This is a genomic window from Ruegeria sp. BF12 (genome assembly GCF_056538705.1).
In genome coordinates this window covers 228,268-250,590 of sequence record NZ_JBQFTP010000006.1, presented here as the reverse complement: position 1 = coordinate 250,590, position 22,323 = coordinate 228,268, and the positions used below count along the sequence as shown (strand labels likewise).

Below are 22,323 nucleotides of genomic sequence, written 5' to 3'. Positions count from 1 at the left end.
AGTAGTTCACATTTCATAAATTTTTTAGTTTCTCCAATCGAAGAACCCCGGGCCTGCCTGTTTCAGCAAGGTTTCTGCCATGGCGCGACCCATCTGAGCGCCGTCTGCGATGGCACCTTTGGCCTCTTCGGAAATTGCCTCGGATCCGTCGGGGCGCAGTACTTCCCCACGCAGACGCAATTGGCCGTCCCGTATTTCTGCCAAACCCGCGATGGGGGTTTCACAGGATCCGTCCAAAGCTGCCAGCAGCGCCCGTTCGGCCGCCAGCCGATATCCGGTTTCGTTGTCATGGATCGCTTCAAGCATTTCGGCGGCGCGGGTATCGTCGCTTCGCCGTTCAATGCCGATCGTGCCCTGTGCGATTGCGGGCAACATATCCTCAGGGGCGATCGCGGTCGCGGGGACATCGTCCATGTTCAGGCGCCGGATGCCCGCCATGGCCAGGAACGTGCAGTCCGCTACACCATCGGCCAGCTTTTTGAGGCGCGTCTGCACGTTGCCGCGGAACTCAACGACCTTCAGATCGGGACGCCGGTTCAGCAATTGTGCCCGGCGACGCAATGACGAGGTGCCGACCACCGCGCCTTGCGACAGATCGTGGATCGATCTCAAGTTTGGCGAAATGAAGGCGTCGCGCACATCTTCGCGCGGAAGGAACGTGTCCAGAACCAACCCGGCGGGCTGTTCCACGGGCATGTCCTTGGTTGAGTGTACGGCGATATCGATCTCGCCGCTCAGCATCGCCTCTTCGATTTCCTTGGTGAACAGGCCCTTGTTGCCGATTTCCTTCAACGGGCGATCCGCGTCGATCATGGCGCGGTTGTCGCCGGTGGTCTTGATCACCACGATGTTGAACGCCTCTTCGGGCAGATCAAAGGCTTTGCCCAGCCGTTCACGGGTTTCATAAGCTTGCGCCAGCGCCAGCGGTGAACCACGAGTGCCGATCTTGAGCGGTGATGCGGGGGTTGGCAGGGTCAGTGTCATGTGCACAGCTTTAGTCGCGTCACATTGCCCTGACAATGGGGGCAGACCTTGACAAATTGCCGCCGAAGGCAGACCCGTTTGCCGCAAACCAGACGATTGGGGACAAAGATGGCCGAGACAAAGAAACTGCTGCGGGCGCTGGCGGGTGAAGTACAGGATGTGCCGCCGATCTGGATGATGCGCCAAGCCGGGCGGTATCTGCCAGAATATCGCGCGACACGGGCGCAGGCCGGCGACTTCCTGTCGTTGTGCTACAACCCCGAGCTGGCCGCCGAAGTCACGTTGCAGCCGATCCGCCGATATGGCTTTGACGCGGCGATTCTGTTTGCCGATATCCTTCTGGTGCCGCAGGCGCTGGGCGCTGACCTGTGGTTTGTCACGGGGGAGGGGCCGCGTCTGTCGACGATCACGCAGCAGTCCGAATTTGACGCGCTGAAGCCGGTTGCGGATATCCACGAAACCCTGTCGCCCGTTTACGAAACCGTGCGGATCCTGTCGCGCGAGTTGCCATCTGAGACGACGCTGATCGGCTTCGCGGGCGCGCCTTGGACTGTGGCGACCTACATGATTGCCGGGCGCGGAACACCGGATCAGGGTCCGGCCCATGCCTTGCGCGAAGAGAACACGGCCTTGTTCGAGGCTCTGCTGGACCGGATCACACTGGCAACGATCGAGTACCTTTCCGCCCAGATTGAAGCTGGCGCCGAAGTTGTCAAAATCTTCGACAGCTGGGCCGGGTCGCTGAAGGGCGAGGCGTTTCAGAAATACGCGGTCGAGCCTTGCCGTGTGATCACGCAAGCCATCAAGCAGCGTCATCCCGGCATCCCGGTGATCGGCTTCCCGCGTGAGGCGGGCGATGGCTATATCGGTTTTGCCAAGGCCACCGGCGTGGACTGCGTCGCGCTGGACAATTCGGTATCACCCGAATGGGCCGCCGATCATGTTCAGGTGGATGGCTGTGTTCAGGGTAATCTGGCCTCGTCACACATGGTCACGGGTGGGCAGGCTCTGGTGGACGAGACACGCCGGATCGTTGAGGCATTCTCGAAAGGGCCGCATATTTTCAATCTGGGTCATGGGATTACCCCGGATGCAGATCCGGAGAACGTGCAACTGATGATCGACACTGTGCGCGGACGCTAAAGGGGAGGGGGCCAGCCCCCTTCTTGGCATGTGGCCAATTCATCCCCGAGATACTTTCAGCCAGGTGAAGAAGCGGGCGGTAGCTTTGCGTTGAGTTCGTCCAGAATGTCCTCTGTGTGCTCGCCGCGTTGGGGGCTGGGTTTCGGCTGCCACATTGCGGTGGAAAAGCGGGGCGCAGCGGCTGCCTGAAATGTCCCGTCGTGGTCGACCCATGTTTGGCGCGCGGCGTTCATTTGATGCGCCTGCGCCTCTTGCGGGCTTAGAACTGGCGCGACGCAAGCATCCGACCCTTCGAACAAGGCGGCCCAGTGGTCGCGGGGTTTGGTGGCGAAAACTTCAGTCAGGCGGTGCGTAAGCTCGGGCCAGAGCGCCGGGACGTACTGTTTTTGGAAATAGGGATCGTCCGACAGCCCCAGTTTCTGCAGAAATTCGGCGTAGAATTTGGGTTCCAGGCACTGAACGGTCACGAACCTTCCGTCGGCGCATTTGTAGGTCCGGCTCCAATGGGGGCCGTCCAGCAGGCTTTGCCCACGCGTCTCTGACAGGTTTCCGGTTTGGCGCATGCTCATCAACAGGTTCATCATATGGGCCGAGCCATCATATATGGCGGCGTCGACGACCGTGCCTTGACCCGTTCGCTGTGCGTTCAAAAGACCGGCAAGAATTCCCGCAACCAGATACATCGCCCCGCCGCCGATATCGCCGACCAATGTCGCCGGGGTCTGGGGGGGCTGGTCGGGACCGGACGCATACCAGAGCGCGCCGGACAGCGAGATGTAGTTCAGATCATGCCCTGCGGTTTCGGACAGCGGGCTGTCTTGTCCCCATCCTGTCATGCGGCCGTAGACCAGCCTTGGGTTACTATCCTTGAAGATATCCGGGCCCAGCCCCAGCTTCTCCATCACACCGGGGCGGAACCCTTCGATCAGGGCATCGGCCGAGGCGATCAGGCGTTTGGCGATCTCCAGATCCGCTGATTCCTTCAAGTTCAGGGCAATCGAGCGTTTGCCACGATCCAGGACGGATTGTTCCGGCATGCCCGGCACGGCGGGCTGGCCTCTGCGGTGGATCGTGATGACATCCGCACCCAGATCGGCCAGCAACATGGCTGCGAAAGGGCCGGGCCCCAATCCCTCGATTTCAATTACCCGAATTCCGTTGAGCATCGCGGTCCTCCTGCCGGCGCAGGGTTTCGGGGTTGTGGGCGAATGGCAAGGTCGGATTATGCCGCCTTGCCAGAATGACGCACGGTCATTAGCGTTCGACGCCGGATGGAGAGTGAGGCCCGGATGCGGTTGTGGATCCTTTTTGGCAGCGCCGTTGCGCTGGCTGTTTTGGCAGGTGTTTTGGCGCGACTGCACCCTCCGGGCAGTTTTCTGTTGGCGGCGGGACCGGCCGGTGGTGCTTATGAAACCGTGGCGCAGGACTATGCCGAGATTCTGGCGCGGGACGACATTCGGCTGGACATTCTCGAAACCGCCGGTTCGGTCGAGAATGCAGAACTGTTGAACGCGGGCGATGTCGATGCTGCGTTTCTGCAGGGCGGCATCCGGGTGGACCCCGCGAAGGCCGAGGCCGTCGGTGCTGTGTTTTTTGAACCCATCATCTTTTTGGTGAACGAAGCCGCTGCCATCCCGCCAAACCCGGCGCTTTGGTCCGGGTTGCGGATCAACAGCGGCGCACCGGGATCCGGCACGGCTGCGGCGTTTCGGGATTTCGAAAGGGCCGTGGGTTTGACTGAGGCGGACAACACGCATTTCTCGATTCCCTATGCCGACGCGGCGGCGGCTTTGCTGGCCGGAGAGTTGGATATCGCTGTCTATGTCGCCCCGATCGAAGCCCCTTACCTGAAGGCTGCTTACGACGAACCGGGGTTGCGCGTGCTGGCTCTGGACCATGTACAGGCGATCTCACGTCGTCTGGAATATGCAACGGTCGTAACGGTTCCGGCTGGAGGCATGTCGCTGGATCCGGTTCTGCCGCCCCGACCGGTCGAGCTGATCGCCATCGAAGCCCGCCTGGTGGTGCGCCCGGATTTACATCCCGCGCAGATCAACCGCCTGACGACGGCGGCGCTTGAACTGCACGGCGCGCGCGGCATCCTTTCTGATCCCGGGGCGTTTCCCAACATCGAGGGGGCGGGCATGACCATCAGCAATACAGCCCGGCAACTGATCCTAGATGGTCCTTCAACATGGCACAACTGGCTGCCTTATTGGATCGCAGCGCAGATCAATCGTGTTCTTTTGTTGTTGCTGCCGTTCTTCTTCATAGTCGTCCCTCTGATACGGCTTGTGCCCTTGGCCTATGCCTACGCGATGCGGTGGCGGGTCTGGCAGCACTACCCCGAGATTCGGGAAATCGAGCAGGAACTGGCCAGCAACCCCGACACCAATGAACTGCGCGAGATGCAGTCACACCTGAGCGCTTTGGATGAACGCCTGGCCACATTGCGATTGCCCGCGGCTTATCGGCAAGGGCAATACGATGCCCGGTTGCACGTTGAACTGGTTCAAAAACGCATTGCCGAGATGCAGCAAAACGGCCGAGACTGAAGCGGCGTTTTCCCACAAAAAAGCGCAGAACAATGTGCGAAATTGACCTGTTATGTGTTGGTGTGCCGGGGTAATGTGCCCGCCAGAACAGGGAAAGTGCATGACAACCATTGTGTCCATCAGGGATTTGCGAAAGTCCTACGCCGACGGATTCGAGGCGCTCAAAGGCGTGTCCTTGGATATCGAGCAGGGTGAAATTCTGGCGTTGCTTGGGCCGAACGGGGCAGGCAAGACGACTTTGATTTCAACGATTTGCGGTATTACGACGCCTACTTCGGGCACGGTTACGGTGGGCGGTTATGACATCCAGAACGAGTTCCGCGCGGCGCGCAAGATGATCGGACTTGTGCCTCAGGAAATCGCGCTTGAGCCGTTCGAGAAGGTCTGGAACACGGTTCGGTTCTCGCGTGGCCTGTTCGGGCATGGCAGCGACAATGCGCGGATCGAAGAGATCCTGCGCAAGCTGTCGCTGTGGGACAAGCGTAAGAATGCGATCAAGGAGTTGTCCGGCGGCATGAAACGCCGCGTGCTGATTGCCAAGGCTCTGGCGCATGAGCCGCGTGTACTGTTCTTGGATGAGCCGACCGCCGGTGTTGATGTCGAATTGCGCAAGGACATGTGGGAGATCGTGGCCGAACTGAAACAGGCCGGGGTCACCATCATCCTGACCACGCATTACATCGAAGAGGCCGAGGCCATCGCCGACCGGGTCGGTGTGATCGATAAGGGTGAGCTGCTTTTGGTTCAGGACAAGGACACCCTGATGGCCCAGATGGGAAAGAAGCAGATCGAGGTCATGCTGACCGAACCGATCTCGACCATTCCCGATTGTCTGGCCGCGCATAACCTGACTCTGAACGGCAATGGTGACGCGCTGGTTTATACCTATGACACGCACGCGGATCGCACCGGTATCACTACGTTGCTGAACGATGTGGCGCAGGCGGGGCTGGTGTTGCGCGACGTGCAAACCCGCCAGTCGAGCCTGGAAGAGATTTTCGTGAACCTTGTGTCCGGAGAACCCGCATGAACTGGTCCGCCATTGCCGCCATCTACCGGTTTGAGATGGCCCGGTTCTTCCGCACTCTGGCGCAGAGCTTCTTGTCGCCTGTTCTGTCGACCTCGCTGTACTTCGTGGTCTTCGGCACCGCTATCGGCAGCCGCATTCAAGAGGTCGAAGGCGTATCATACGGGGCATTCATCGTGCCGGGGCTGATCATGCTGTCGGTTGTGATGCTGGCAATATCCAACGCCTCATTCGGCATATATTTTCCCAAGTTTCTGGGCACGATCTACGAGTTATTGTCCGCTCCGGTGAACTTTATCGAGATCGTGATCGGCTATGTTGGTGCCGCCGCCACAAAGTCGTTGTTTGTCGGGCTGGTGATCCTGGTTACGGCCACGTTTTTTGTGGACATACGCATCGAACACCCCTTTGCCATGGCAGCCTTCCTGATCCTGTCATGCCTCAGTTTCTCGCTGCTGGGCTTTATCATCGGCATCTGGGCTAGCAATTTTGAACAGATGTCGCTGGTTCCTCAGCTGGTGGTGACACCGCTGATCTTTCTGGGTGGAACTTTCTATTCAATCTCGATGCTGCCGCCGCTCTGGCAGACGATCACTTTGTTCAATCCGGTCGTTTACCTGATTTCCGGGTTCCGCTGGTCCTTCTATGGGCTGGCAGATGTCCCTATCGGTTTTAGCCTGTTGGCGATTCTGGCCTTCACCGGGATTTGTCTGGCGGTGATCGGGTGGATCTTCAAAACAGGCTGGCGCATTCGCAGCTAGTGTATTGATTAGCCCGGGGCGTTGCATTTTTGCCCGCCATGTGTGGGAATTTGGTTCACGTCGCGTCTAAGGCTTGAACGGTCCCTTGTTTAGGGGCCAGCCGCACTCTACATCGGCACCCATGAAACTCAGCCTGCCGTTTGTCAAAAAACAGCCCCTCGTGGCCGTGGTCCGTTTGTCGGGCGCCATCGGAATGGCGGGGCGCGGGTCGTTGAACGACACCGCACTGGCCCCTGTTCTGGAAAAGGCGTTTCGTAAAGGTAAGCCTGCGGCCGTGGCGCTTGAGATCAACTCGCCCGGCGGTTCGCCGGTCCAAAGCTCTCTGATCGGGGCACGCATCCGGCGGCTGTCGGAAGAGCTTGAGGTTCCCGTCATTGCCTTTGTCGAGGATGTTGCGGCATCCGGCGGCTATTGGCTGGCTGCTGCGGCCGACGAGATCTGGGCTGATGACAGTTCGGTTCTGGGGTCGATCGGAGTCATCTCTGCCGGATTTGGCGCGCATATCTTCCTGGCGCGGCAAGGCATCGAAAGGCGCGTCCATACGGCGGGCAAATCGAAATCAATGCTCGACCCGTTCGCGCCGGAAAAAGAAGAGGACGTCGCGCGGCTGCAGGGTCTTTTGGGCGACATCCATAAGAACTTCATTGAGCATGTCAAAGCCCGCCGCGGCGACAAGCTGGATCAAAGCGCGGATCTGTTCACGGGCGAGGTTTGGCTGGCCAGACGTGCTCAGGAACTGGGACTGATTGAAGGCGTCGCGCATCTGAAACCGAAGTTGCAGGAACGGTTCGGCGAAAAGGTGAAATTCCGTCGTTATGGGCTGCGCAAACCGATCTGGACGCGGTTCGGGGCCTCTCTGGCGCAGGACGCCGTGGCCGGGCTTGAGGAGCGGGCGGCCTACGCGCGTTTCGGTTTGTGACGTGATTATCAAGATTGTCACCCTGTTTCTGATTGCCATGGGCGTCCTGGCAATGTTCGGCAAGCTGCGCTTTCCGGGGCAGAAAAAGCTGCAATCTGCAAGATGTCCGCGCTGTGGACGGTTCAGGATCGGTAAAGGCCCCTGTGCCTGCGAAAAAGGAGGCCGTACATGACGGCATGGCTGTTATCCGGCCTTGGATTGCTGATCCTGCTTTTGGCGGGTGATGCACTGGTACGCGGGGCGGTGAACCTGAGCCTGCGTCTTGGGGTTCCAGCCCTGATTGTCAGCCTGACAATTGTGGCTTTCGGCACCTCAGCCCCCGAGCTTTTGATTGCGATCAGCGCGATCAAGGAAAATGCGCCCGGGATTGCTTTGGGTAACGTGGTTGGCTCGAACACGGCGAATGTCCTGCTGGTTCTGGGTTTGCCGGCATTGCTGGCCACGCTGCACACCAGCGAGTGTGACAGCCGAAAGAACTATGTCTTCATGCTGTTGGCGACGGTGTTGTTCATCGGGTTGGCATTCTGCGGCGTATTTAACCTGACCAGCGGTGCCATCCTGCTGGCGGGATTGGCATTGGTCCTTTGGAATGCGTTTCACGAGGCACATGCCCATCGCAAAGCCTGCGGCGCGGCCTGCGCGGAAGAGGACGAACTGGAAGAATTGGAAGGTCTCGAAGAGGCCGACCCGGACATGCCGTATTGGAAGTTGTCGATCTATCTGGTCCTTGGCCTGATCGGTTTGCCGATGGGCGCGCACCTGCTGGTCGACAACGCAACGATCATTGCCCGCACTTATGGTGTCAGCGAAACCGTGATTGGCTTGACACTGGTCGCTGTAGGTACTTCTCTGCCGGAACTGGCGACGACCGTGATGGCAGCGCTGCGCCGGCAGGCTGATGTCGCCTTGGGAAACGTGATCGGCTCGAACATGTTCAACCTGCTGGCAATTGTCGGCATCGCCACGTGGTTTGGGCGAATCCCTGTGGACCCGGAATTCCTGCAGTTCGATCTTTGGGTCATGCTGGGCGCATCGCTGTTGCTGATCCCGTTCGTGTTCTTAAAAAAAGATATCACACGTGTCTGGGGCTTTGTGTTGACGTTGCTGTACGCCGTATACATCGTTTCCCTGCTGGCGTGATCTGACATAGGGGGAGATCCATGACCCGAGCCTTGGTGACTGGTGCCGGAATTCGACTTGGTCGGGCAATGGCCCTGTATCTGGCCGGGCGGGGGTATGACGTTGCCGTGCACTATGCAACGTCAGAGCAGCCCGCTTTGGTCACCGTGGCCGAGGTACAGGCGCTTGGGCGCAAAGCGGTCGCTCTGCAGGCGGATCTGCTGGACGAGGCGCAGGTCCAAACCTTGCTGCCCCGCGCGGCAGACGCGCTGGGCGGGCCGATCACCTGTCTGGTGAATAACGCGTCGATCTTTGAATACGACAATATCCACTCGGCCACGCGGCAAAGCTGGGACAGGCACCTCGATAGCAATTTGCGCGCGCCCTTCGTTTTGACGCAGGCCATGGCCGCCCAGGGGCTAAAGGAGGAAACGGACGAGGCGGGTGAGCCAGTTGCCACCGGTCTGATCGTGAACATGGTCGACATGCGCGTTCGCAAGCTGACGCCGGAATTCATGACATACACGATCGCCAAGATGGGTTTGTGGGCGCTGACCCGCACCTCGGCGCAGGCTCTGACGCCGGCGATACGGGTCAACGCAATCGGGCCGGGCCCCACGATGCAAGGCCATCGGCAAAGCGAAGACCACTTCAAGGCGCAGCGGGCAAATACGGTTTTGAAACGGGGGGCAAACCAGTCGGATATCACCGCCGCTTTGGGGTATTTTCTGGACGCACACTCTGTCACTGGTCAGCTTTTGTGCGTGGATGGTGGTCAGCATCTGGGTTGGAAAACGCCAGACGTCGTGGGCCTTGAATAGGTAAAATCGCTGCAAGTTTTGCACCGCTCTCGATCCTGTTACCTGCACGTTACAAAATTGTCTTTTTTTTCATACACTTGCCTTGTGAATGAAATTATTTTAAATAAAAACAAATAGTTACATATCTGCCCAATTTTTGTGCAAATCAAGGTTTTCTTAATGAATTAAGGGGAATTCGCCAAGCTGAGAAACTTATCTTCATGGTTATCCACAGAATCCGTGGATTTGTTTTCTCTTGATTTGAAGCCCGCAAGATTGCAGCTATGCCCAGAGAATCATATTTCTGACATATGAAAACCGACAGCGAATCCACACCCGATACACAACAGACCGGCTATGCGTGTATTCAACGCTATGTGAAGACGCTGGACAGCTCACCCGGTGTGTATCGGATGTTGGATGGCGACAGCCGAGTGCTGTATGTGGGCAAGGCGCGAAACCTGAAGGCGCGGGTGTCGAACTACGCGCGGCCCGGCCATTCCGGGCGGATCGAACGGATGATCGCCGCGACGTCGTCGATGATGTTCCTGACTACAAGGACAGAGACCGAGGCGCTGCTGCTTGAGCAGAACCTGATCAAACAGCTCAAGCCCAAATACAATGTTCTGCTGCGGGACGACAAAAGCTTTCCCAACATTCTTGTCGCCAAGGATCATGCCTTTCCGCAGATCAAAAAGCATCGCGGGGCGAAGAAGGAAAAGGGGGCTTATTTCGGACCCTTTGCCAGCGCCGGCGCGGTAAACCGGACGCTGAATCAGCTTCAAAAAGCGTTCCTGCTGCGCAATTGCTCGGATTCCATGTTCGACAGTCGTACGCGGCCATGCCTGCTGTATCAGATCAAACGGTGTTCAGGGCCCTGCGTCGGACTGATCTCGGAGGAGGGTTACCGCGAAAGCGTCAAGGATGCCGAGCGGTTCCTTTCCGGTCGCTCGACCAAAGTGCAGGAAGAATTGGCCGAGCAAATGATGGCCGCCTCCGAGGCTATGGAGTTCGAGCGCGCCGCCGGTCTGCGCGACCGTATCCGGGCGCTGACGCAGGTGCAGACCTCTCAGGGCATTAATCCACGCGGTGTGGCCGAGGCAGACGTGATCGGTCTTTACATGGACAGCGGGCAGGCCTGTGTGCAGGTGTTTTTCATCCGGGCGAACCAGAACTGGGGCAACAAGGATTTCTATCCTCGGGTTGGGGCGGATGTTTCACCGGCCGAGGTGATGGAGGCGTTCATTGGCCAGTTCTACGACAACAAGGAACCGCCCAGGCAACTGATCCTGTCGGATGCCATCGACAATGCCGACCTGATGCAAGAGGCGCTGAGCGAAAAGGCGGGGCGCAAGGTCGAAATCCTGGTTCCCCAGCGCGGTGAGAAACAGGAACTGATCGCAGGTGCCTTGCGCAATGCAAGGGAATCCTTAGCGCGGCGGATGTCTGAAAGCGCAACGCAGGCCAAACTGTTGCGCGGCGTGGCCGAGGCGTTTGATCTGGATAGCCCCCCTAACAGGATCGAAGTTTACGACAACTCTCATATCCAGGGAACAAATGCCGTTGGCGGCATGATCGTGGCAGGCCCGGAAGGGTTCATGAAAAATGCCTATCGCAAGTTCAACATCCGGGGCGATGACCTGACCCCCGGAGATGACTTTGGCATGATGAAAGAGGTTCTGACCCGCCGGTTCACCCGATTGCAAAAGGAAGACCCCGACCGCGACAAGGGCCACTGGCCCGACCTTCTGCTGATCGACGGCGGCGCGGGGCAGGTCAGTGCCGTGCATGAGATCATGGTCGAGTATGGGGTAGAGGACATCCCCATGGTCGGTGTCGCCAAAGGGGTCGACCGTGACCACGGCAAGGAAGAATTCCACCGTATCGGCCAGCACGCCTTCGCGCTGAAACGCAACGATCCTGTGCTGTATTTCATTCAGCGCCTGCGGGATGAGGCGCACCGGTTTGCCATTGGAACGCACCGTGCGAAACGGGCCAAGGCGGTCGGCGTGACGCCGCTGGACGAAATCCCCGGCGTGGGCGCAGCGCGAAAACGCGCGTTGCTGACGCATTTCGGCAGCGCCAAAGCCGTCAGCCGCGCCAATCTGGCGGATCTAAAAGCGGTTGAGGGGATCTCAGCCGGACTGGCGCAGAAGGTTTACGATTTCTTCCACGATAAGGGCTAGGTCTGGCGACCACGCCATAGGATGTACAGCCCCGAGGCCACGATCAGTGCACTACCGATCCACATGGTCTGATCCAGATCTTCGCCGAAGAAGATCACACCCAGGGCGACGCCGAACAGCAGTCGGGTGTAGCGGAACGGCGTGACGGCCGCGACCTCTCCAGTCCGCATGGCCTTCATCAAAGACGCATATGCGATTGCGCCAAGGCCTACGGCTCCGGACACGTGGAGGCTTGTGTGTAAGGACACAGGCGCGATCGGGGCCTGTTCCCAAAAGCTGTAGGCGAACCCGGCAATGACCACGCAGACGAAACCATAAAAACCAAGCACTTCGGTTCCAAGGCTGGCCGGGGCGGCGCGACTGGCCAGATCGCGACCAGCAAATCCCAACATCCCAAGCACGGCCAACAGGGACAATGCGGTAAAACTGTCTCCGGTCGGCTGGATGATGATCACAACGCCGACCAGGCCGACAAAAATTGCGCTCCATCGCCGCCAACCGACCATCTCGCCAAACAGAAGTGCGGCGCAGGCGACGACCACAAGCGGGGTGGCCTGGAGGATAACAGTGGCTGAGGAAAGGGGGGTCAATGTGATGGCCAGCACATAGAACAACCGTCCGAGAATTTCGAACACGGCGCGGATCTTCATCGCCGGCGACAGCACGTCGGGCTGCAAAAGGCGTGTCCCTCGCGCCGCAGCGACACAGGCAAAGATCACCGCTCCGCCAGCGCCGAACAGAACCAGAATCTGCCAGATGGGCAATGCGACCGCGGCCGCCTTCAGCAATGCGTCTTCCAACGCAAAACAAGCCATGGCACCAATCATCCAGGCGCTGCCGATCAGGTTTGACCGTGGGTCCGTTTGTATTTGGGTAGTCATTCCGGTCGCGCGCCCCTGGCCTGATTTGCCTCGCAATCTGACGACAATCTGGTTCGAGGCCAAGGCCAATAACAAATGCCGACCACGGCTGCGGCGCTTTGACCAAGCCTCTGTGATCGGTGCAGTTTTTTTCCGCCCTGTCTTTTCTGTCCCGGACCAGCAATGTAGGGTCCGCTGCATGAAGTGGAACCTGCCAAATATCCTGACTGTCCTGCGCTTGCTGGCCGCACCCGGTCTGGCCGTAATGTTTTTGTATTTCACCAGACCCTACGCGGATTGGTTTGCGTTGATCCTGTTCCTGTCGGCCGCCATAACCGACTGGTTCGATGGATACCTAGCGCGTGCATGGAAGCAGGAAACCAAGATGGGCGCGATGCTGGACCCGATTGCCGACAAAGCGATGGTCGTGATCGCGCTGATGATCCTTGTCGGTTATTCGACCGAACACTGGACACCCTGGCTGGTGCTGCCTGCAACGGTAATCCTGTTTCGAGAGGTTTTCGTCTCGGGCCTACGCGAATATCTGGGCGATACGGCCGGAACGCTGAAAGTAACCAAACTGGCGAAATGGAAAACGACCGCGCAGATGGTGGCGATTGCCATTCTGTTTTCGCAGGGGATTTTCGAGCACTATTTCGTGATGGCGACGTTCGGCATGGATGCCGCTACGATGGATTTGGTTTTGACCGGACAGTTGGAAGACCTGAATCACATGCGCTGGCACCTCGAGGGGATGTTCTGGGCTGGACGGATAGGGCTGTGGTTGCTGTGGATTGCTGCGGCTCTGACATTGATCACCGGCTATGACTACCTACGTAAAGCCATGCCCCATCTGAAGGAGAGCTAAGGGATGGATGTGCTGTATTTTGCATGGGTGCGCGAACGGATCGGCCTGCCGAAAGAGCGGATCGAGACAGAGGCCGCAACCGTGTCCGATCTGGTGGCCGAGCTGAGCGCACGCGAAGACCGTTACGCTGCGGCTTTCGCTGACCTGTCTGCGTTGCGTGTTGCGCTGGATCAGGAACTGTCGGATTTCGATGCATCGCTTACGGGCGTGCGCGAAGTGGCCTTTTTCCCGCCGATGACCGGCGGCTGAGACCATGCGTATCGCGGTTCAGGAGGAAGAGTTTGATCTGGGTGCGGAGGCCAATGCCTTTGCCGCTGGAGACGACGCCAATGGTGCCATCGTGACCTTCACCGGCATCGTACGTGATCTGGCGTCTGGCGATCTGGATGTGATGGAGATCGAACATTATCCCGGTATGACCGAACGCGCCCTGACCAAAATCGCTGAAGAGGCGCAGCAGCGCTGGTCATTGGGCGACGTACTGGTGATCCACCGGCACGGGCGTCTGGCCCCCGGTGATCGGATCATGATGGTGGCCACGGCTGCGCGGCACCGCAAGGACGCGTTCGAGGCGGCCGAGTATCTGATGGATTATCTGAAATCCCGCGCCCCGTTCTGGAAAAAGGAAATCACGTCTTCCGGCGCGGAATGGGTCGATGCCAAGGATGAGGACGAAGACGCACTGACCCGGTGGTAAGTGCGTTGCCCGGCACCGGGTCAACAGGTGCCGGGGTTGTTCAAATCAGGTTAGGCGCTTTGCTCGGTATTGCACTGTCGCGCTGCTTCGATGGCCTTTTTGGTGCCATCAAGGCTAACGGTGAATGCAAACTCTTTTTCCGGAAACACGGTCATTTCGTATTTGTTCATGACGTCGTCCACAAACTGAGCGTTGTTCGCGAGGATGTATCCTCCGGTATATCCCTCGGCGAGATGTTTGGTCTTCTTGTGGGCTTCTGCTTCGTAAACATTGCCGTCAAGTGACAGGAATATCTTTTCCTTCTTACCCTTCAGGCCAATGTCATTCTTGGTGAATACGCCGAGATAACCCATCTCGTGGTCTTTGGTCAGGCCCATCTGAACGACGTTCTGGTTTTCGTCCATACGCTCGATCAGGCAGGACCCGCGGGTGTCATCCACAAAGATGGTCCAGCCGGATTCTTCACCCCAGTTGGTGAAGGTGTCATTCTCGGACGGGATCACGTCACTTGACGCCCAAGCGGTGGCAGCGGTGAAGATGCTTAGAGTTGCAGCAGTAGTTAATGATGACTTGAAATTCATAGTACACTCCAATTTTCAGGGTAGTGGACAGTGATGCGCGCAGGCAAAACCCACCAATTCATACTATTGAATTTGTTGTTGAGGTTGAAGACACTCGCCTTCGATCGGCCGATTTGTGCCGACGACTTAATCCGTCCAAGCTGACCTTTGGCCGCCTAAGGCGGTTAGGATCAATCAGCGTTGTTAATGCGGCCGCGCAGTTCTTCGGCCTCTTGCCGTGCTGCGCGCAGGCCATCCATTGCTGCAGCCAGTTCCGCTTCGGTCTGGGTCAGCTGGTTGGTCAGCTCCGCCTCGCGCTGCTGCAGGTAAGTGATCGCCTGATCGCGGGTTTCCTCGGCCTCGTGCAGCTCCTGGCTCATGCGGTCCAGATCGGCCACGTCGCTTTGGCGAACGCGTGACAGGCGATGTGCAAGCCAGTTGGCAAACCACCCCATGCAGAAAGCTGCAAACAGGATGATGGCGGTGGCGATGATGAATTCGATTCTGTTCAACTTACTGGTCCCCTGAGTCCGCGTCCGATGCTTCGGCGTCTGGCTCTGCGTCTTGTGACGTCTCTGATTCTTCTTCCATCGCTTCCAGAGTTGTCTGGGAATTTGCGACGGGTTCGGGCCGGATCAGGCGGAATTCGATGCGTCGGTTTTCCTCGCGGCCTTTTTCGGTACCATTGTCGGCAATTGGCTGGGTCTCACCATAGCCGACGGCGGTGTAGCTGGCTGTTGGCACACGCCGTCCGCGCAGTTCGTTCAGGACGGACTGCGCCCGTGACTGGCTGAGCTGCTGGTTCATCTCTTCACGGCCCTGACTGTCGGTATGGCCCTGAATTTCCAGCCGGATAGGGCCGCATTCGCGCAGGATATCAGCTATCTGGTTTACTGTATCGCGTGAATCCGCGGCAACGGTGGATGATCCCGGTTCAAAGGCAATCTTGGTGCGCGCCTGAACTTCGGCGATGCGTTCCTCACAAACCTCGGGATCAGGCAGCTTGTCTGCTGGCTCGGGTGGCTCCTGATAGGTGATCGACAGGGTATAGTCCTGTGCCTCGCCGAGTTTTTCCGACAGGAAGCCCGCAACATAGGCTCGGGTTTTTGGGTCGTGGCTGACACCGGTCAGAACCACCTCGTCCGGAGTTACGGTCAACGCCCCGTTATGCAATTGGGACAAAGCTTCCAGCCCGCTCAGGACGCGGATAGGCCAATCGGCGGGCAGGTCCGGGGCGATGCGGGTTGCGGTATGCACATGCTCGAATCCAAAAGCGGCGCGGGCATAGCTGTCGACCATATCGCGCGTTGTTTCGTCGCTAAGCCGGCCGCGCATCTGCACCAGACCTTCCGGACTGCGTGTGGCTGAGAATTCCGGCGGGCCAGATTGCTTTTCTGTCTCAGGTTCCGGAAGAACAGCATGCAGGACAAACACCTCGGGCAGCGCGTTTTCCAATTCCCCGACCGTTCTGTCGAACACCATGGTGTCGGTGCCTTCAGCCGCAACCAGGGTTATGTCCGCATCGGAAATGGTGACTGTTCCCTGGCCGATCTCTGACAGCGCCCGAATGCTCAGCGCGGCGGCGTCAGGCCAGCGGGGCGACGGCTCACCCAGACCGATGGTGCAGGAATAGGGGCCGGTCAGACCCGCATTTTGCGCAGCAGCGATGATCTTATCGCGGGCTTTTTCGTCCTGGGCCGAGCAGGCATCGAATTGCCCACCATTTTCGTCGATCAGATAGCGCAGGGTGAACGGAGTAATGACGGGGCGCGGTGCCGAGATTGAAAGGCCGATGCGCAGGCTGGGCGGCGCGGTGCGGGTCAGTTCCTGCTCCAACCGTTCCTTTTCCTGCTGGCTGTCTGCAATTGCCGTGATCTTCACTAGGCCGGGGCTGGCGGAAATCTTGGCTCGTGGCAGTCGGGACAGCGCCTCGACCGCATAGGATATGGCATCATCCCACCCTTTGGGCTTGGGATAGTCGGCGGTTTCCATCAGGTCAGATACTGGTCCGCCATCCAAATCGCGCAGCCGATCCGTCAACACCTCGCGGTCTTCGCTGACCGGAATCAGACCGATAACTGAAATTCCACTGTCATTGCGCAGGATTTCAGCCGAAAAGCGCGGGGCTGCCAGCTGTGTTGTCGGGGCAACCTCCATTTCGTCGATAACGCGAGACGTATCGACCTCAGTGCCTGCCGCCGTCAGCGCGTTGAAACGCATGGCCTCATCTGTGGCGGTGCCGGTCAGAACCACGCGCAGACCGTCTGACTGTACCTCGGCCCAGTCGTGGCCTTTCAGATCCAGTGCACGACGGACGGCAAATTCGGATGCTTCTTCGACCTTTGTCACAGCAAAGCTGGCCGCAAGCAGGGACAACCCGGCCGACACGAGAAATACAAGGGCAACGACGAAGAAATAAGGCAGACGCATGTGCGGTCAATCGACTCCTCGGGTGAGTGTGCAGAACTCTTACAGAGGCCCAAGCCGAGGTGCAATCAGAGCAACAGGGCGACGCAAAGGAAGATCAGCGGAATGAGGCCGGTATCGCGGTTGGCGCGGAACAATTGCAGCAGTTTGGCGTTGTCCTCGATATCCAGACCGCGCAACTGCCATGCCATGTGCCAACCCATTGCCCAAGGGCCGCCAAGCGCCACGACCAGTGCGATGACCGAAGCCTGCGTGGTTGCCGCGTCGATAACGGCCAGCCCCATCAGCGCGACTGTTGCCACAAGAAAATACTTCAGCCATTGCGCGGTGTTGGTGCCAAACAGGCGGGCTGTGGATTTGATCCCGATAAGTTCGTCATCTTCGGCATCCTGGTGGGCGTAGATTGTGTCGTAGAACAGCGTCCACGCGATACCCGCCAAATACAGAATGATTGCAGGCGCACCCACGGTTCCCGTGTGGGCAGCCCAAGCCAGCAGGATGCCCCAGTTGAATGCTAGTCCCAGAAACACCTGAGGCCACCAGGTGAACCGCTTGGCAAAGGGATAGATCGTGACCGGCAAGAGTGACAGCACACCCATTGCAATAGCGGCCTGATTGAAGGTCAGCAGAATCGCCAACGCCAGCAGGCATTGCAACCCCATCCAAATCACGGCCTGACGTACGCTGACTTGTCCGGACGGGATTGGGCGAGATCGGGTGCGCTCGACCTGACCGTCGAATTCCCGGTCAGTGATATCGTTCCAGGTACAACCTGCGCCGCGCATCAGGAAAGCTCCGATCGCGCAGCCGATTGCGATCCACAGATCCTCCCATCTTGGGTTTCCGTCGCTGAGGATTGCCAGCGCCAGTCCCCACCAGCACGGGATCAACAGCAACCACGTGCCAATTGGCCGATCCGCGCGGCTGAGGCGCAGGTAGGGGCGGGCGAACGCAGGGGCATGGATGTCGACCCAGTTGCCGCTGACAGCGTCGGCAACCTGACCGTCTGGTGTTGGAGCATTGCCTTGCATATGTAAGGTCTCATGAGTGCAAAGATCAGACTGTATGTAGAGCACCCTCTGGGTCAGGGGCAATCGGTTCATTTGACGCGTGAGCAGGCGCATTACCTGTTCGGCGTCATGCGTCTGGGGGTTGGCGGGCAGGTTGCCCTGTTCAACGGGCAGGACGGGGAATGGTTGACCGAGGTTGCCGAGGCCGGCAAACGCGGCGGTATTCTAACCTGCGTGGAACAGGCCAAACCGTTGCAACTGCCACCTGACCTGTGGTTCCTGTTCGCTCCGATCAAGAAGGCGCGCACCGACTTTATCGTTGAAAAAGCGGCAGAAATGGGTGCGGCGCGGATCATGCCCGTGCAGACCGAATTCACCAATTCCGAACGCATCCGTCAGGACCGCCTGCAAGCTCATGCGGTTGAGGCGGCCGAGCAATGCGGCGGTACCTATGTGCCTGAGGTCGCAGACCTGCAGCGGTTGGACCGCGTGCTGGATAACTGGCCCGACGGGCGCCAACTGATGTTCTGCAATGAGGCCGAGGTCGGATCAGCTTTGCGGCTGGCGGCCAATGAAAAAGGTCAGCCCTGGGCCATTCTGATCGGACCCGAGGGCGGCTTTTCCGACCGCGAACGCGCACGACTTACCGCGTTGCCCTATGCTCATGTAGTCAGCCTTGGCCCGCGCATCCTGCGCGCCGACACGGCTGCCGTTGCGGCGCTGGCCATGTGGCAGCAGGCGCTTGGGGATTGGAACTAGGAGAGAAAATGCTCGATAACTACCGCGATTGGCTCGTTTCGGCGGGCTATGCCGAGAATACCTGCCAAGCGCAAATGCATAGAGTTCAGAAGGTCGAAGATCATTATGGATCACTGGATGAGGCGCTGAACTCCGGAAAACTGACTGAAATCATAACCGATTTGACCTATTCAACAGCCGATGAACGGCAAGGGGCCGCGAACCCTTCGCGTATTCCGATCAATGGAAGTTTGCGCAATGGCTTGCAGTCTTACAAAAACGCCGTTCAACGCTATGTGAGATTCCGCCGGGAAGCAGGCGAAGTCGAGGCCGAACCGATACCTTCTGAAGCGCTGGCGCAGACGGACTCGATGGTTGCCGAAAAGCAAAGATTTGCGTTGGAACGCGACATGCAGGCGGCCCTTCGGCGTGAAATCAGCCTGTTGGACAGCGATTTGACGATCATCGACGACGGTGCAGAACGAGCGGTAGCGTCTGGCTTCATCGACATTTTGTGCCGGGACGTGAAGGGCGGGCTGGTCGTGGTCGAACTCAAGGCGGGGAAGACCGACGCACGAGTTGTTGCGCAAGCCCTTGGATACATGGGTGATCTGATCGATGAGGGAGAGGAGCAACCTATAAGAGGTGTGATCGTTGCGCATGATTTTGACCAACGAACGATTTCTGCGGCCAGAGCAGTGCCCAACCTTTTGCTTGTCCGCTACGCAATATCGTTTTCGTTTGAAGCGCTGGCATGAGCCTGCCTGGTCTCTCACCAGGAAGGGTCACGGCCCAACACAAACCGGGGAATAGGTCATGACTTGGAAGTTGGCGCAGGAAGAGGATGTTCCACGGATCGACAGGTTCCTGTTCGAACATATCCAGACGTCGATGTTCCCTTTGGCTAACCTGCGAGATTTCGGATTGCGTGGCTCAGATCAGCGCGCCGTACACATGTGGACGTTGGGCGATGGCCCGCGCGCCGTTTTTGGGATTACGAATGAAGGCATGGTCCTGCCGCAATGCCCTGAATGTTCGGACGAAGAACTGGACGCGGCGATTCGCCTGATCCGGGGGCGCAAGCTGTTCGGTCTGGCGGCCGAGGCCACGCAGGCCCGCCGGATCATGCGGCTTGCCGGTTGGGAAGACAGGCCCGCAACGCTGAACAGTGACGAGCCGGGGTTCACTTTGGATTTGGATCAGATCGTGACGCCCGACGCGGCCGGGGCTGACCTTGTGCCACTTGGCGATCTGGACCGGGACATCACCGAAGGCTGGCGGCAGAGTTATCTGATCGAAGCGATGGACTTCGACGCTGCGCGCGCGCACGGGCAGGCAAAGAAAGACATCGCCGCCTATATTGAACGTGACTCGCACCGGGCCTTGTTGATGGATGGGCAGCCGGTTGCCATGACCGGGTTCAACGCTCGCTTGCCCGAGGTCGTCCAGATCGGAGGTGTGTATACCCCGCCGGACTTGCGCGGCAGCGGATACGCACGACTGGCAGTGGCGCTGCATCTACTAGAAGCTCATAGAAATGGCGCGGCCCGCGCTGTTCTGTTTGCCGCTAGCGATGCCGCTGCACGTGCCTATATAGCAATTGGGTTTCGGCCAGCCGGCCACTATTCCCTGATTTTGTTCAAAAACCCCGAGGACACGGCATGAGTTTCATCCGACCCGAAGCCAAACTGGCCCTGTGGCGCTGGCGCGAAGTTCTGATCGCTGGCGTCGTTCTGTTGGTCGGCCTCAGCTGGATCAGCGGACCCGGCGGGTTGCTGGGCTGGTTGGGTTGGGTTCTGATCGCCGTTTCGGCTGCGTTGACAGTGGTCGGCGTGCAACGCGCTCGGTTCCGAACTGGCGCAGGAGGACCGGGTCTGGTGACGATCGACGAAGGCCAGATCACCTATCTCGGTCCGCTCGACGGCGGAATCGTTGCTACAGGGGAAATCGAACGCCTTGCGTTGGACCCGACATCGTCTCCGGCGCATTGGGTTTTGGATCAGCCGGGGCAGCCGACGCTTCACATTCCTGTGAATGCCGAGGGGGCTGAGGCTCTGTTCGATGTGTTCTCAGCCCTTCCGGGGCTGAAAACCGAACAAATGTTGTCGGAACTGAACGGTGGCGCGACGCATCCGGTGGTTATCTGGGAACGCACCCCTTCGCGTCCAGCCCACCTGCGGCTGCATTGACACTGGCGCGGTTTAAGACCACGAAAGACCGAACGAAAGACACATCAGGATCGGAGCACGGGTCTCATGTCCATCCCTCAGTCCGGCGGCGGGCCGATCGAACGCCATGAGCAATTGGCCGAATATCTGGAATCGGGCTGCAAGCCCAGGCAGGATTGGCGCATCGGAACCGAGCACGAGAAGTTCGGCTATTGCAAAGACACGCTGAAGCCGCTGCCGTATGAGGGCGAGCGGTCGATTCTTGCGGTGCTGCAGGGGCTGCGCGATCTGCACGGATGGGCCCCGGTGGAAGAGGCCGGCAAGCTGATCGGTCTGGAAAAAGACGGGGCCAATGTCTCGCTGGAACCCGGCGGACAGTTGGAACTGTCGGGAGCGCCGCTGGAGACCATTCACGAAACCTGCGACGAGGTGAACGCGCATCTGCGCGACGTGAAGGATATCGCGGACAAGATCGGTGTTGGTTTCATTGGCCTCGGGGCCGCGCCGATCTGGACGCATGACGAAATGCCGCTGATGCCCAAGGGGCGTTACCGGTTGATGAACGATTACATGGAAAAGGTCGGCACCATGGGCCGGTCGATGATGCGCCGAACTTGCACTGTGCAGGTTAACATCGACTTCGGTTCTGAGGCCGACATGGTGCAGAAACTGCGCGTCGCGCTGGCTCTGCAACCGGTGGCAACCGCCCTGTTCGCCAACTCGCCGTTTTTCGAGGGCAAGCCCAACGGTCAGAAAAGCTGGCGCAGCTATATCTGGCGGCATCTGGATGATGCGCGCACAGGCATGCTGCCCTTTGTGTTCGAGGACGGGTTCGGTTTTGAACGCTGGGTCGAATACGCTTTGGATGTGCCGATGTATTTTGTCTATCGCGACGGTAAATACATCGACGCCTTGGGCCAGTCCTTCCGTGATTTTCTGGAAGGCAAACTGCCCGCTCTTCCAGGCGAAACGCCGACTCTTTCCGATTGGGCCGATCATCTGACTACCGCGTTCCCCGAGGCACGGATCAAGAAGTTCATGGAAATGCGCGGGGCCGATGGTGGTCCGTGGCGCCGCCTGTGTGCCTTGCCTGCGTTCTGGGTTGGTCTGACATATGATCAGGGCGCGCTGGATTCAGCGTGGGATCTGGTTAAGGGCTGGGATGACGAGACGCGCGAGGCACTGCGGGTCGAAGCCGCCAAGGACGGATTGCAGGCCAAGGTCGGCGACATCAGCATGCACGAACTGGCGCGCGAGGTCGTGTCGATCGCCGATGCCGGACTGAAGGCACGCGCGCGTCCGGGCGCTGGCGGGTTGGTGCCGGACGAAACGCACTTCCTGAATGCGCTGAAAGACAGTCTCGAATCCGGCAAGGTTCCGGCGGATGAGCTGCTGGACCACTACCACGGCGACTGGAATGGCGACCTGACCCGGATTTACCCCGAGTTCAGCTACTAAGCCCGCGCAGAGGCGTGTTGCCATTAGGAGAGCATTAGCCAAA

At 58.9% G+C, this 22,323-nt stretch carries 23 protein-coding genes; 16 read left to right on the top strand and 7 right to left on the bottom strand.

Annotated features, from left to right (window positions below):
- Positions 1-24: 24 nt before the first annotated feature.
- Entirely contained in the window at positions 25-984 is a 960-nt protein-coding gene (hemC, locus tag ACR0J0_RS12345) for a hydroxymethylbilane synthase (protein ID WP_480664357.1), read from the bottom strand.
- 108 nt (positions 985-1,092) lie between these two features.
- Here hemC and hemE point away from each other — a divergent pair, with 108 nt between their 5' ends.
- A complete protein-coding gene (gene hemE / locus ACR0J0_RS12340) occupies positions 1,093-2,127 on the top strand; it encodes a uroporphyrinogen decarboxylase (RefSeq protein ID WP_480664355.1) in 1,035 nt (344 codons plus the stop codon).
- Between the two features lie 56 nt (positions 2,128-2,183).
- Here hemE and ACR0J0_RS12335 read toward each other — a convergent pair whose 3' ends face one another.
- Positions 2,184-3,293, bottom strand: coding sequence for a CaiB/BaiF CoA transferase family protein (locus tag ACR0J0_RS12335; protein WP_480664353.1), 1,110 nt, complete (start codon positions 3,291-3,293; stop codon positions 2,184-2,186).
- 123 nt (positions 3,294-3,416) lie between these two features.
- Here ACR0J0_RS12335 and ACR0J0_RS12330 point away from each other — a divergent pair, with 123 nt between their 5' ends.
- The 7 genes from ACR0J0_RS12330 to uvrC all read left to right on the top strand — a co-directional run bounded on the left by ACR0J0_RS12330 (position 3,417) and on the right by uvrC (position 11,494).
- Positions 3,417-4,682, top strand: coding sequence for a TAXI family TRAP transporter solute-binding subunit (locus ACR0J0_RS12330; protein WP_480664351.1), 1,266 nt, complete (start codon positions 3,417-3,419; stop codon positions 4,680-4,682).
- 100 nt (positions 4,683-4,782) lie between these two features.
- Complete coding sequence (locus ACR0J0_RS12325) at positions 4,783-5,712, top strand: ABC transporter ATP-binding protein (protein ID WP_480664349.1); 930 nt, start codon at positions 4,783-4,785, stop codon at positions 5,710-5,712.
- On the top strand, positions 5,709-6,470 hold the full coding sequence (locus tag ACR0J0_RS12320) for an ABC transporter permease (RefSeq protein WP_480664347.1): 762 nt from the start codon (positions 5,709-5,711) through the stop codon (positions 6,468-6,470). Before ACR0J0_RS12325 ends, ACR0J0_RS12320 begins: the two co-directional genes overlap by 4 nt.
- Positions 6,471-6,591: 121 nt before the next feature.
- The gene (locus tag ACR0J0_RS12315; RefSeq protein WP_480664345.1) at positions 6,592-7,389 is read left to right on the top strand and encodes a S49 family peptidase; all 798 of its coding nucleotides are present in this window, start codon (positions 6,592-6,594) and stop codon (positions 7,387-7,389) included.
- 168 nt (positions 7,390-7,557) lie between these two features.
- Entirely contained in the window at positions 7,558-8,529 is a 972-nt protein-coding gene (locus ACR0J0_RS12310; RefSeq protein ID WP_480664343.1) for a calcium/sodium antiporter, read from the top strand.
- 20 nt (positions 8,530-8,549) lie between these two features.
- Positions 8,550-9,329: an SDR family oxidoreductase gene (locus tag ACR0J0_RS12305; protein ID WP_480664341.1), complete on the top strand. Its 780-nt coding sequence runs from the start codon at positions 8,550-8,552 to the stop codon at positions 9,327-9,329.
- Positions 9,330-9,619: 290 nt separating this feature from the next.
- The gene (gene uvrC, locus ACR0J0_RS12300; RefSeq protein ID WP_480664339.1) at positions 9,620-11,494 is read left to right on the top strand and encodes an excinuclease ABC subunit UvrC; all 1,875 of its coding nucleotides are present in this window, start codon (positions 9,620-9,622) and stop codon (positions 11,492-11,494) included.
- Here the strand turns inward: uvrC and ACR0J0_RS12295 are convergent.
- On the bottom strand, positions 11,491-12,375 hold the full coding sequence (locus ACR0J0_RS12295) for a DMT family transporter (RefSeq protein WP_480664337.1): 885 nt from the start codon (positions 12,373-12,375) through the stop codon (positions 11,491-11,493). The genes uvrC and ACR0J0_RS12295 overlap by 4 nt on opposite strands.
- A 178-nt stretch (positions 12,376-12,553) precedes the next feature.
- Here ACR0J0_RS12295 and pgsA point away from each other — a divergent pair, with 178 nt between their 5' ends.
- From pgsA to ACR0J0_RS12280, 3 genes are read left to right on the top strand one after another with little or no spacing between them, the layout of a single operon-like run.
- A complete protein-coding gene (pgsA, locus tag ACR0J0_RS12290; RefSeq protein WP_239339191.1) occupies positions 12,554-13,222 on the top strand; it encodes a CDP-diacylglycerol--glycerol-3-phosphate 3-phosphatidyltransferase in 669 nt (222 codons plus the stop codon).
- A gap of 3 nt (positions 13,223-13,225) precedes the next feature.
- Positions 13,226-13,471: a molybdopterin converting factor subunit 1 gene (gene moaD / locus ACR0J0_RS12285; protein WP_109312976.1), complete on the top strand. Its 246-nt coding sequence runs from the start codon at positions 13,226-13,228 to the stop codon at positions 13,469-13,471.
- Between the two features lie 4 nt (positions 13,472-13,475).
- Positions 13,476-13,919 carry a molybdenum cofactor biosynthesis protein MoaE gene (locus ACR0J0_RS12280; RefSeq protein ID WP_480664335.1) on the top strand — a complete coding sequence of 148 codons (444 nt, stop codon included), beginning with the start codon at positions 13,476-13,478 and terminating at the stop codon, positions 13,917-13,919.
- A gap of 50 nt (positions 13,920-13,969) precedes the next feature.
- On the opposite strand, the gene ACR0J0_RS12275 is transcribed toward ACR0J0_RS12280, so the two are convergent.
- From ACR0J0_RS12275 to ubiA, 4 genes are all read right to left on the bottom strand, one after another.
- The gene (locus ACR0J0_RS12275) at positions 13,970-14,500 is read right to left on the bottom strand and encodes a hypothetical protein (RefSeq protein ID WP_480664333.1); all 531 of its coding nucleotides are present in this window, start codon (positions 14,498-14,500) and stop codon (positions 13,970-13,972) included.
- A 170-nt stretch (positions 14,501-14,670) separates the two neighbouring features.
- Positions 14,671-14,991: a hypothetical protein gene (locus ACR0J0_RS12270; protein WP_170446384.1), complete on the bottom strand. Its 321-nt coding sequence runs from the start codon at positions 14,989-14,991 to the stop codon at positions 14,671-14,673.
- A 1-nt stretch (position 14,992) separates the two neighbouring features.
- Positions 14,993-16,909, bottom strand: a complete 1,917-nt coding sequence (locus tag ACR0J0_RS12265) for an OmpA family protein (protein WP_480664331.1) — start codon at positions 16,907-16,909, stop codon at positions 14,993-14,995.
- Between the two features lie 65 nt (positions 16,910-16,974).
- Complete coding sequence (gene ubiA, locus ACR0J0_RS12260) at positions 16,975-17,937, bottom strand: 4-hydroxybenzoate octaprenyltransferase (RefSeq protein WP_480664329.1); 963 nt, start codon at positions 17,935-17,937, stop codon at positions 16,975-16,977.
- A gap of 12 nt (positions 17,938-17,949) precedes the next feature.
- On the opposite strand from ubiA, the gene ACR0J0_RS12255 reads away from it, so the two are divergent.
- The 5 genes from ACR0J0_RS12255 (at position 17,950) to ACR0J0_RS12235 (ending at position 22,280) form a co-directional block, all read left to right on the top strand.
- A complete protein-coding gene (locus ACR0J0_RS12255; protein WP_480664328.1) occupies positions 17,950-18,675 on the top strand; it encodes a 16S rRNA (uracil(1498)-N(3))-methyltransferase in 726 nt (241 codons plus the stop codon).
- An 8-nt stretch (positions 18,676-18,683) separates the two neighbouring features.
- The gene (locus ACR0J0_RS12250) at positions 18,684-19,412 is read left to right on the top strand and encodes an endonuclease NucS domain-containing protein (RefSeq protein ID WP_480664326.1); all 729 of its coding nucleotides are present in this window, start codon (positions 18,684-18,686) and stop codon (positions 19,410-19,412) included.
- A gap of 58 nt (positions 19,413-19,470) precedes the next feature.
- A complete protein-coding gene (locus tag ACR0J0_RS12245; RefSeq protein WP_480664324.1) occupies positions 19,471-20,319 on the top strand; it encodes a GNAT family N-acetyltransferase in 849 nt (282 codons plus the stop codon).
- Positions 20,316-20,843, top strand: a complete 528-nt coding sequence (locus tag ACR0J0_RS12240) for a hypothetical protein (protein WP_480664322.1) — start codon at positions 20,316-20,318, stop codon at positions 20,841-20,843. The genes ACR0J0_RS12245 and ACR0J0_RS12240 overlap by 4 nt, the downstream gene beginning before the upstream one ends.
- A 66-nt stretch (positions 20,844-20,909) precedes the next feature.
- Positions 20,910-22,280, top strand: coding sequence for a glutamate--cysteine ligase (locus tag ACR0J0_RS12235; protein WP_480664320.1), 1,371 nt, complete (start codon positions 20,910-20,912; stop codon positions 22,278-22,280).
- Positions 22,281-22,323 lie beyond the last annotated feature (43 nt).

Bases quoted from the DNA above. Each gene is read 5' to 3' on its own strand.
- ACR0J0_RS12305 (WP_480664341.1), top strand. From the start codon at position 8,550: ATGACCCGAGCCTTGGTGACTGGTGCCGGAATTCGACTTGGTCGGGCA.
- moaD (WP_109312976.1), top strand. From the start codon at position 13,226: ATGGATGTGCTGTATTTTGCATGGGTGCGCGAACGGATCGGCCTGCCG.
- ubiA (WP_480664329.1), bottom strand. From the start codon at position 17,937: ATGCAAGGCAATGCTCCAACACCAGACGGTCAGGTTGCCGACGCTGTC.
- uvrC (WP_480664339.1), top strand. From the start codon at position 9,620: ATGAAAACCGACAGCGAATCCACACCCGATACACAACAGACCGGCTAT.
- ACR0J0_RS12325 (WP_480664349.1), top strand. From the start codon at position 4,783: ATGACAACCATTGTGTCCATCAGGGATTTGCGAAAGTCCTACGCCGAC.
- ACR0J0_RS12295 (WP_480664337.1), bottom strand. From the start codon at position 12,375: ATGACTACCCAAATACAAACGGACCCACGGTCAAACCTGATCGGCAGC.
- ACR0J0_RS12265 (WP_480664331.1), bottom strand. From the start codon at position 16,909: ATGCGTCTGCCTTATTTCTTCGTCGTTGCCCTTGTATTTCTCGTGTCG.
- ACR0J0_RS12255 (WP_480664328.1), top strand. From the start codon at position 17,950: ATGAGTGCAAAGATCAGACTGTATGTAGAGCACCCTCTGGGTCAGGGG.
- pgsA (WP_239339191.1), top strand. From the start codon at position 12,554: ATGAAGTGGAACCTGCCAAATATCCTGACTGTCCTGCGCTTGCTGGCC.
- hemC (WP_480664357.1), bottom strand. From the start codon at position 984: ATGACACTGACCCTGCCAACCCCCGCATCACCGCTCAAGATCGGCACT.
- ACR0J0_RS12245 (WP_480664324.1), top strand. From the start codon at position 19,471: ATGACTTGGAAGTTGGCGCAGGAAGAGGATGTTCCACGGATCGACAGG.
- hemE (WP_480664355.1), top strand. From the start codon at position 1,093: ATGGCCGAGACAAAGAAACTGCTGCGGGCGCTGGCGGGTGAAGTACAG.
- ACR0J0_RS12275 (WP_480664333.1), bottom strand. From the start codon at position 14,500: ATGAATTTCAAGTCATCATTAACTACTGCTGCAACTCTAAGCATCTTC.
- ACR0J0_RS12310 (WP_480664343.1), top strand. From the start codon at position 7,558: ATGACGGCATGGCTGTTATCCGGCCTTGGATTGCTGATCCTGCTTTTG.
- ACR0J0_RS12240 (WP_480664322.1), top strand. From the start codon at position 20,316: ATGAGTTTCATCCGACCCGAAGCCAAACTGGCCCTGTGGCGCTGGCGC.
- ACR0J0_RS12320 (WP_480664347.1), top strand. From the start codon at position 5,709: ATGAACTGGTCCGCCATTGCCGCCATCTACCGGTTTGAGATGGCCCGG.
- ACR0J0_RS12250 (WP_480664326.1), top strand. From the start codon at position 18,684: ATGCTCGATAACTACCGCGATTGGCTCGTTTCGGCGGGCTATGCCGAG.
- ACR0J0_RS12315 (WP_480664345.1), top strand. From the start codon at position 6,592: ATGAAACTCAGCCTGCCGTTTGTCAAAAAACAGCCCCTCGTGGCCGTG.
- ACR0J0_RS12330 (WP_480664351.1), top strand. From the start codon at position 3,417: ATGCGGTTGTGGATCCTTTTTGGCAGCGCCGTTGCGCTGGCTGTTTTG.
- ACR0J0_RS12280 (WP_480664335.1), top strand. From the start codon at position 13,476: ATGCGTATCGCGGTTCAGGAGGAAGAGTTTGATCTGGGTGCGGAGGCC.
- ACR0J0_RS12235 (WP_480664320.1), top strand. From the start codon at position 20,910: ATGTCCATCCCTCAGTCCGGCGGCGGGCCGATCGAACGCCATGAGCAA.
- ACR0J0_RS12335 (WP_480664353.1), bottom strand. From the start codon at position 3,293: ATGCTCAACGGAATTCGGGTAATTGAAATCGAGGGATTGGGGCCCGGC.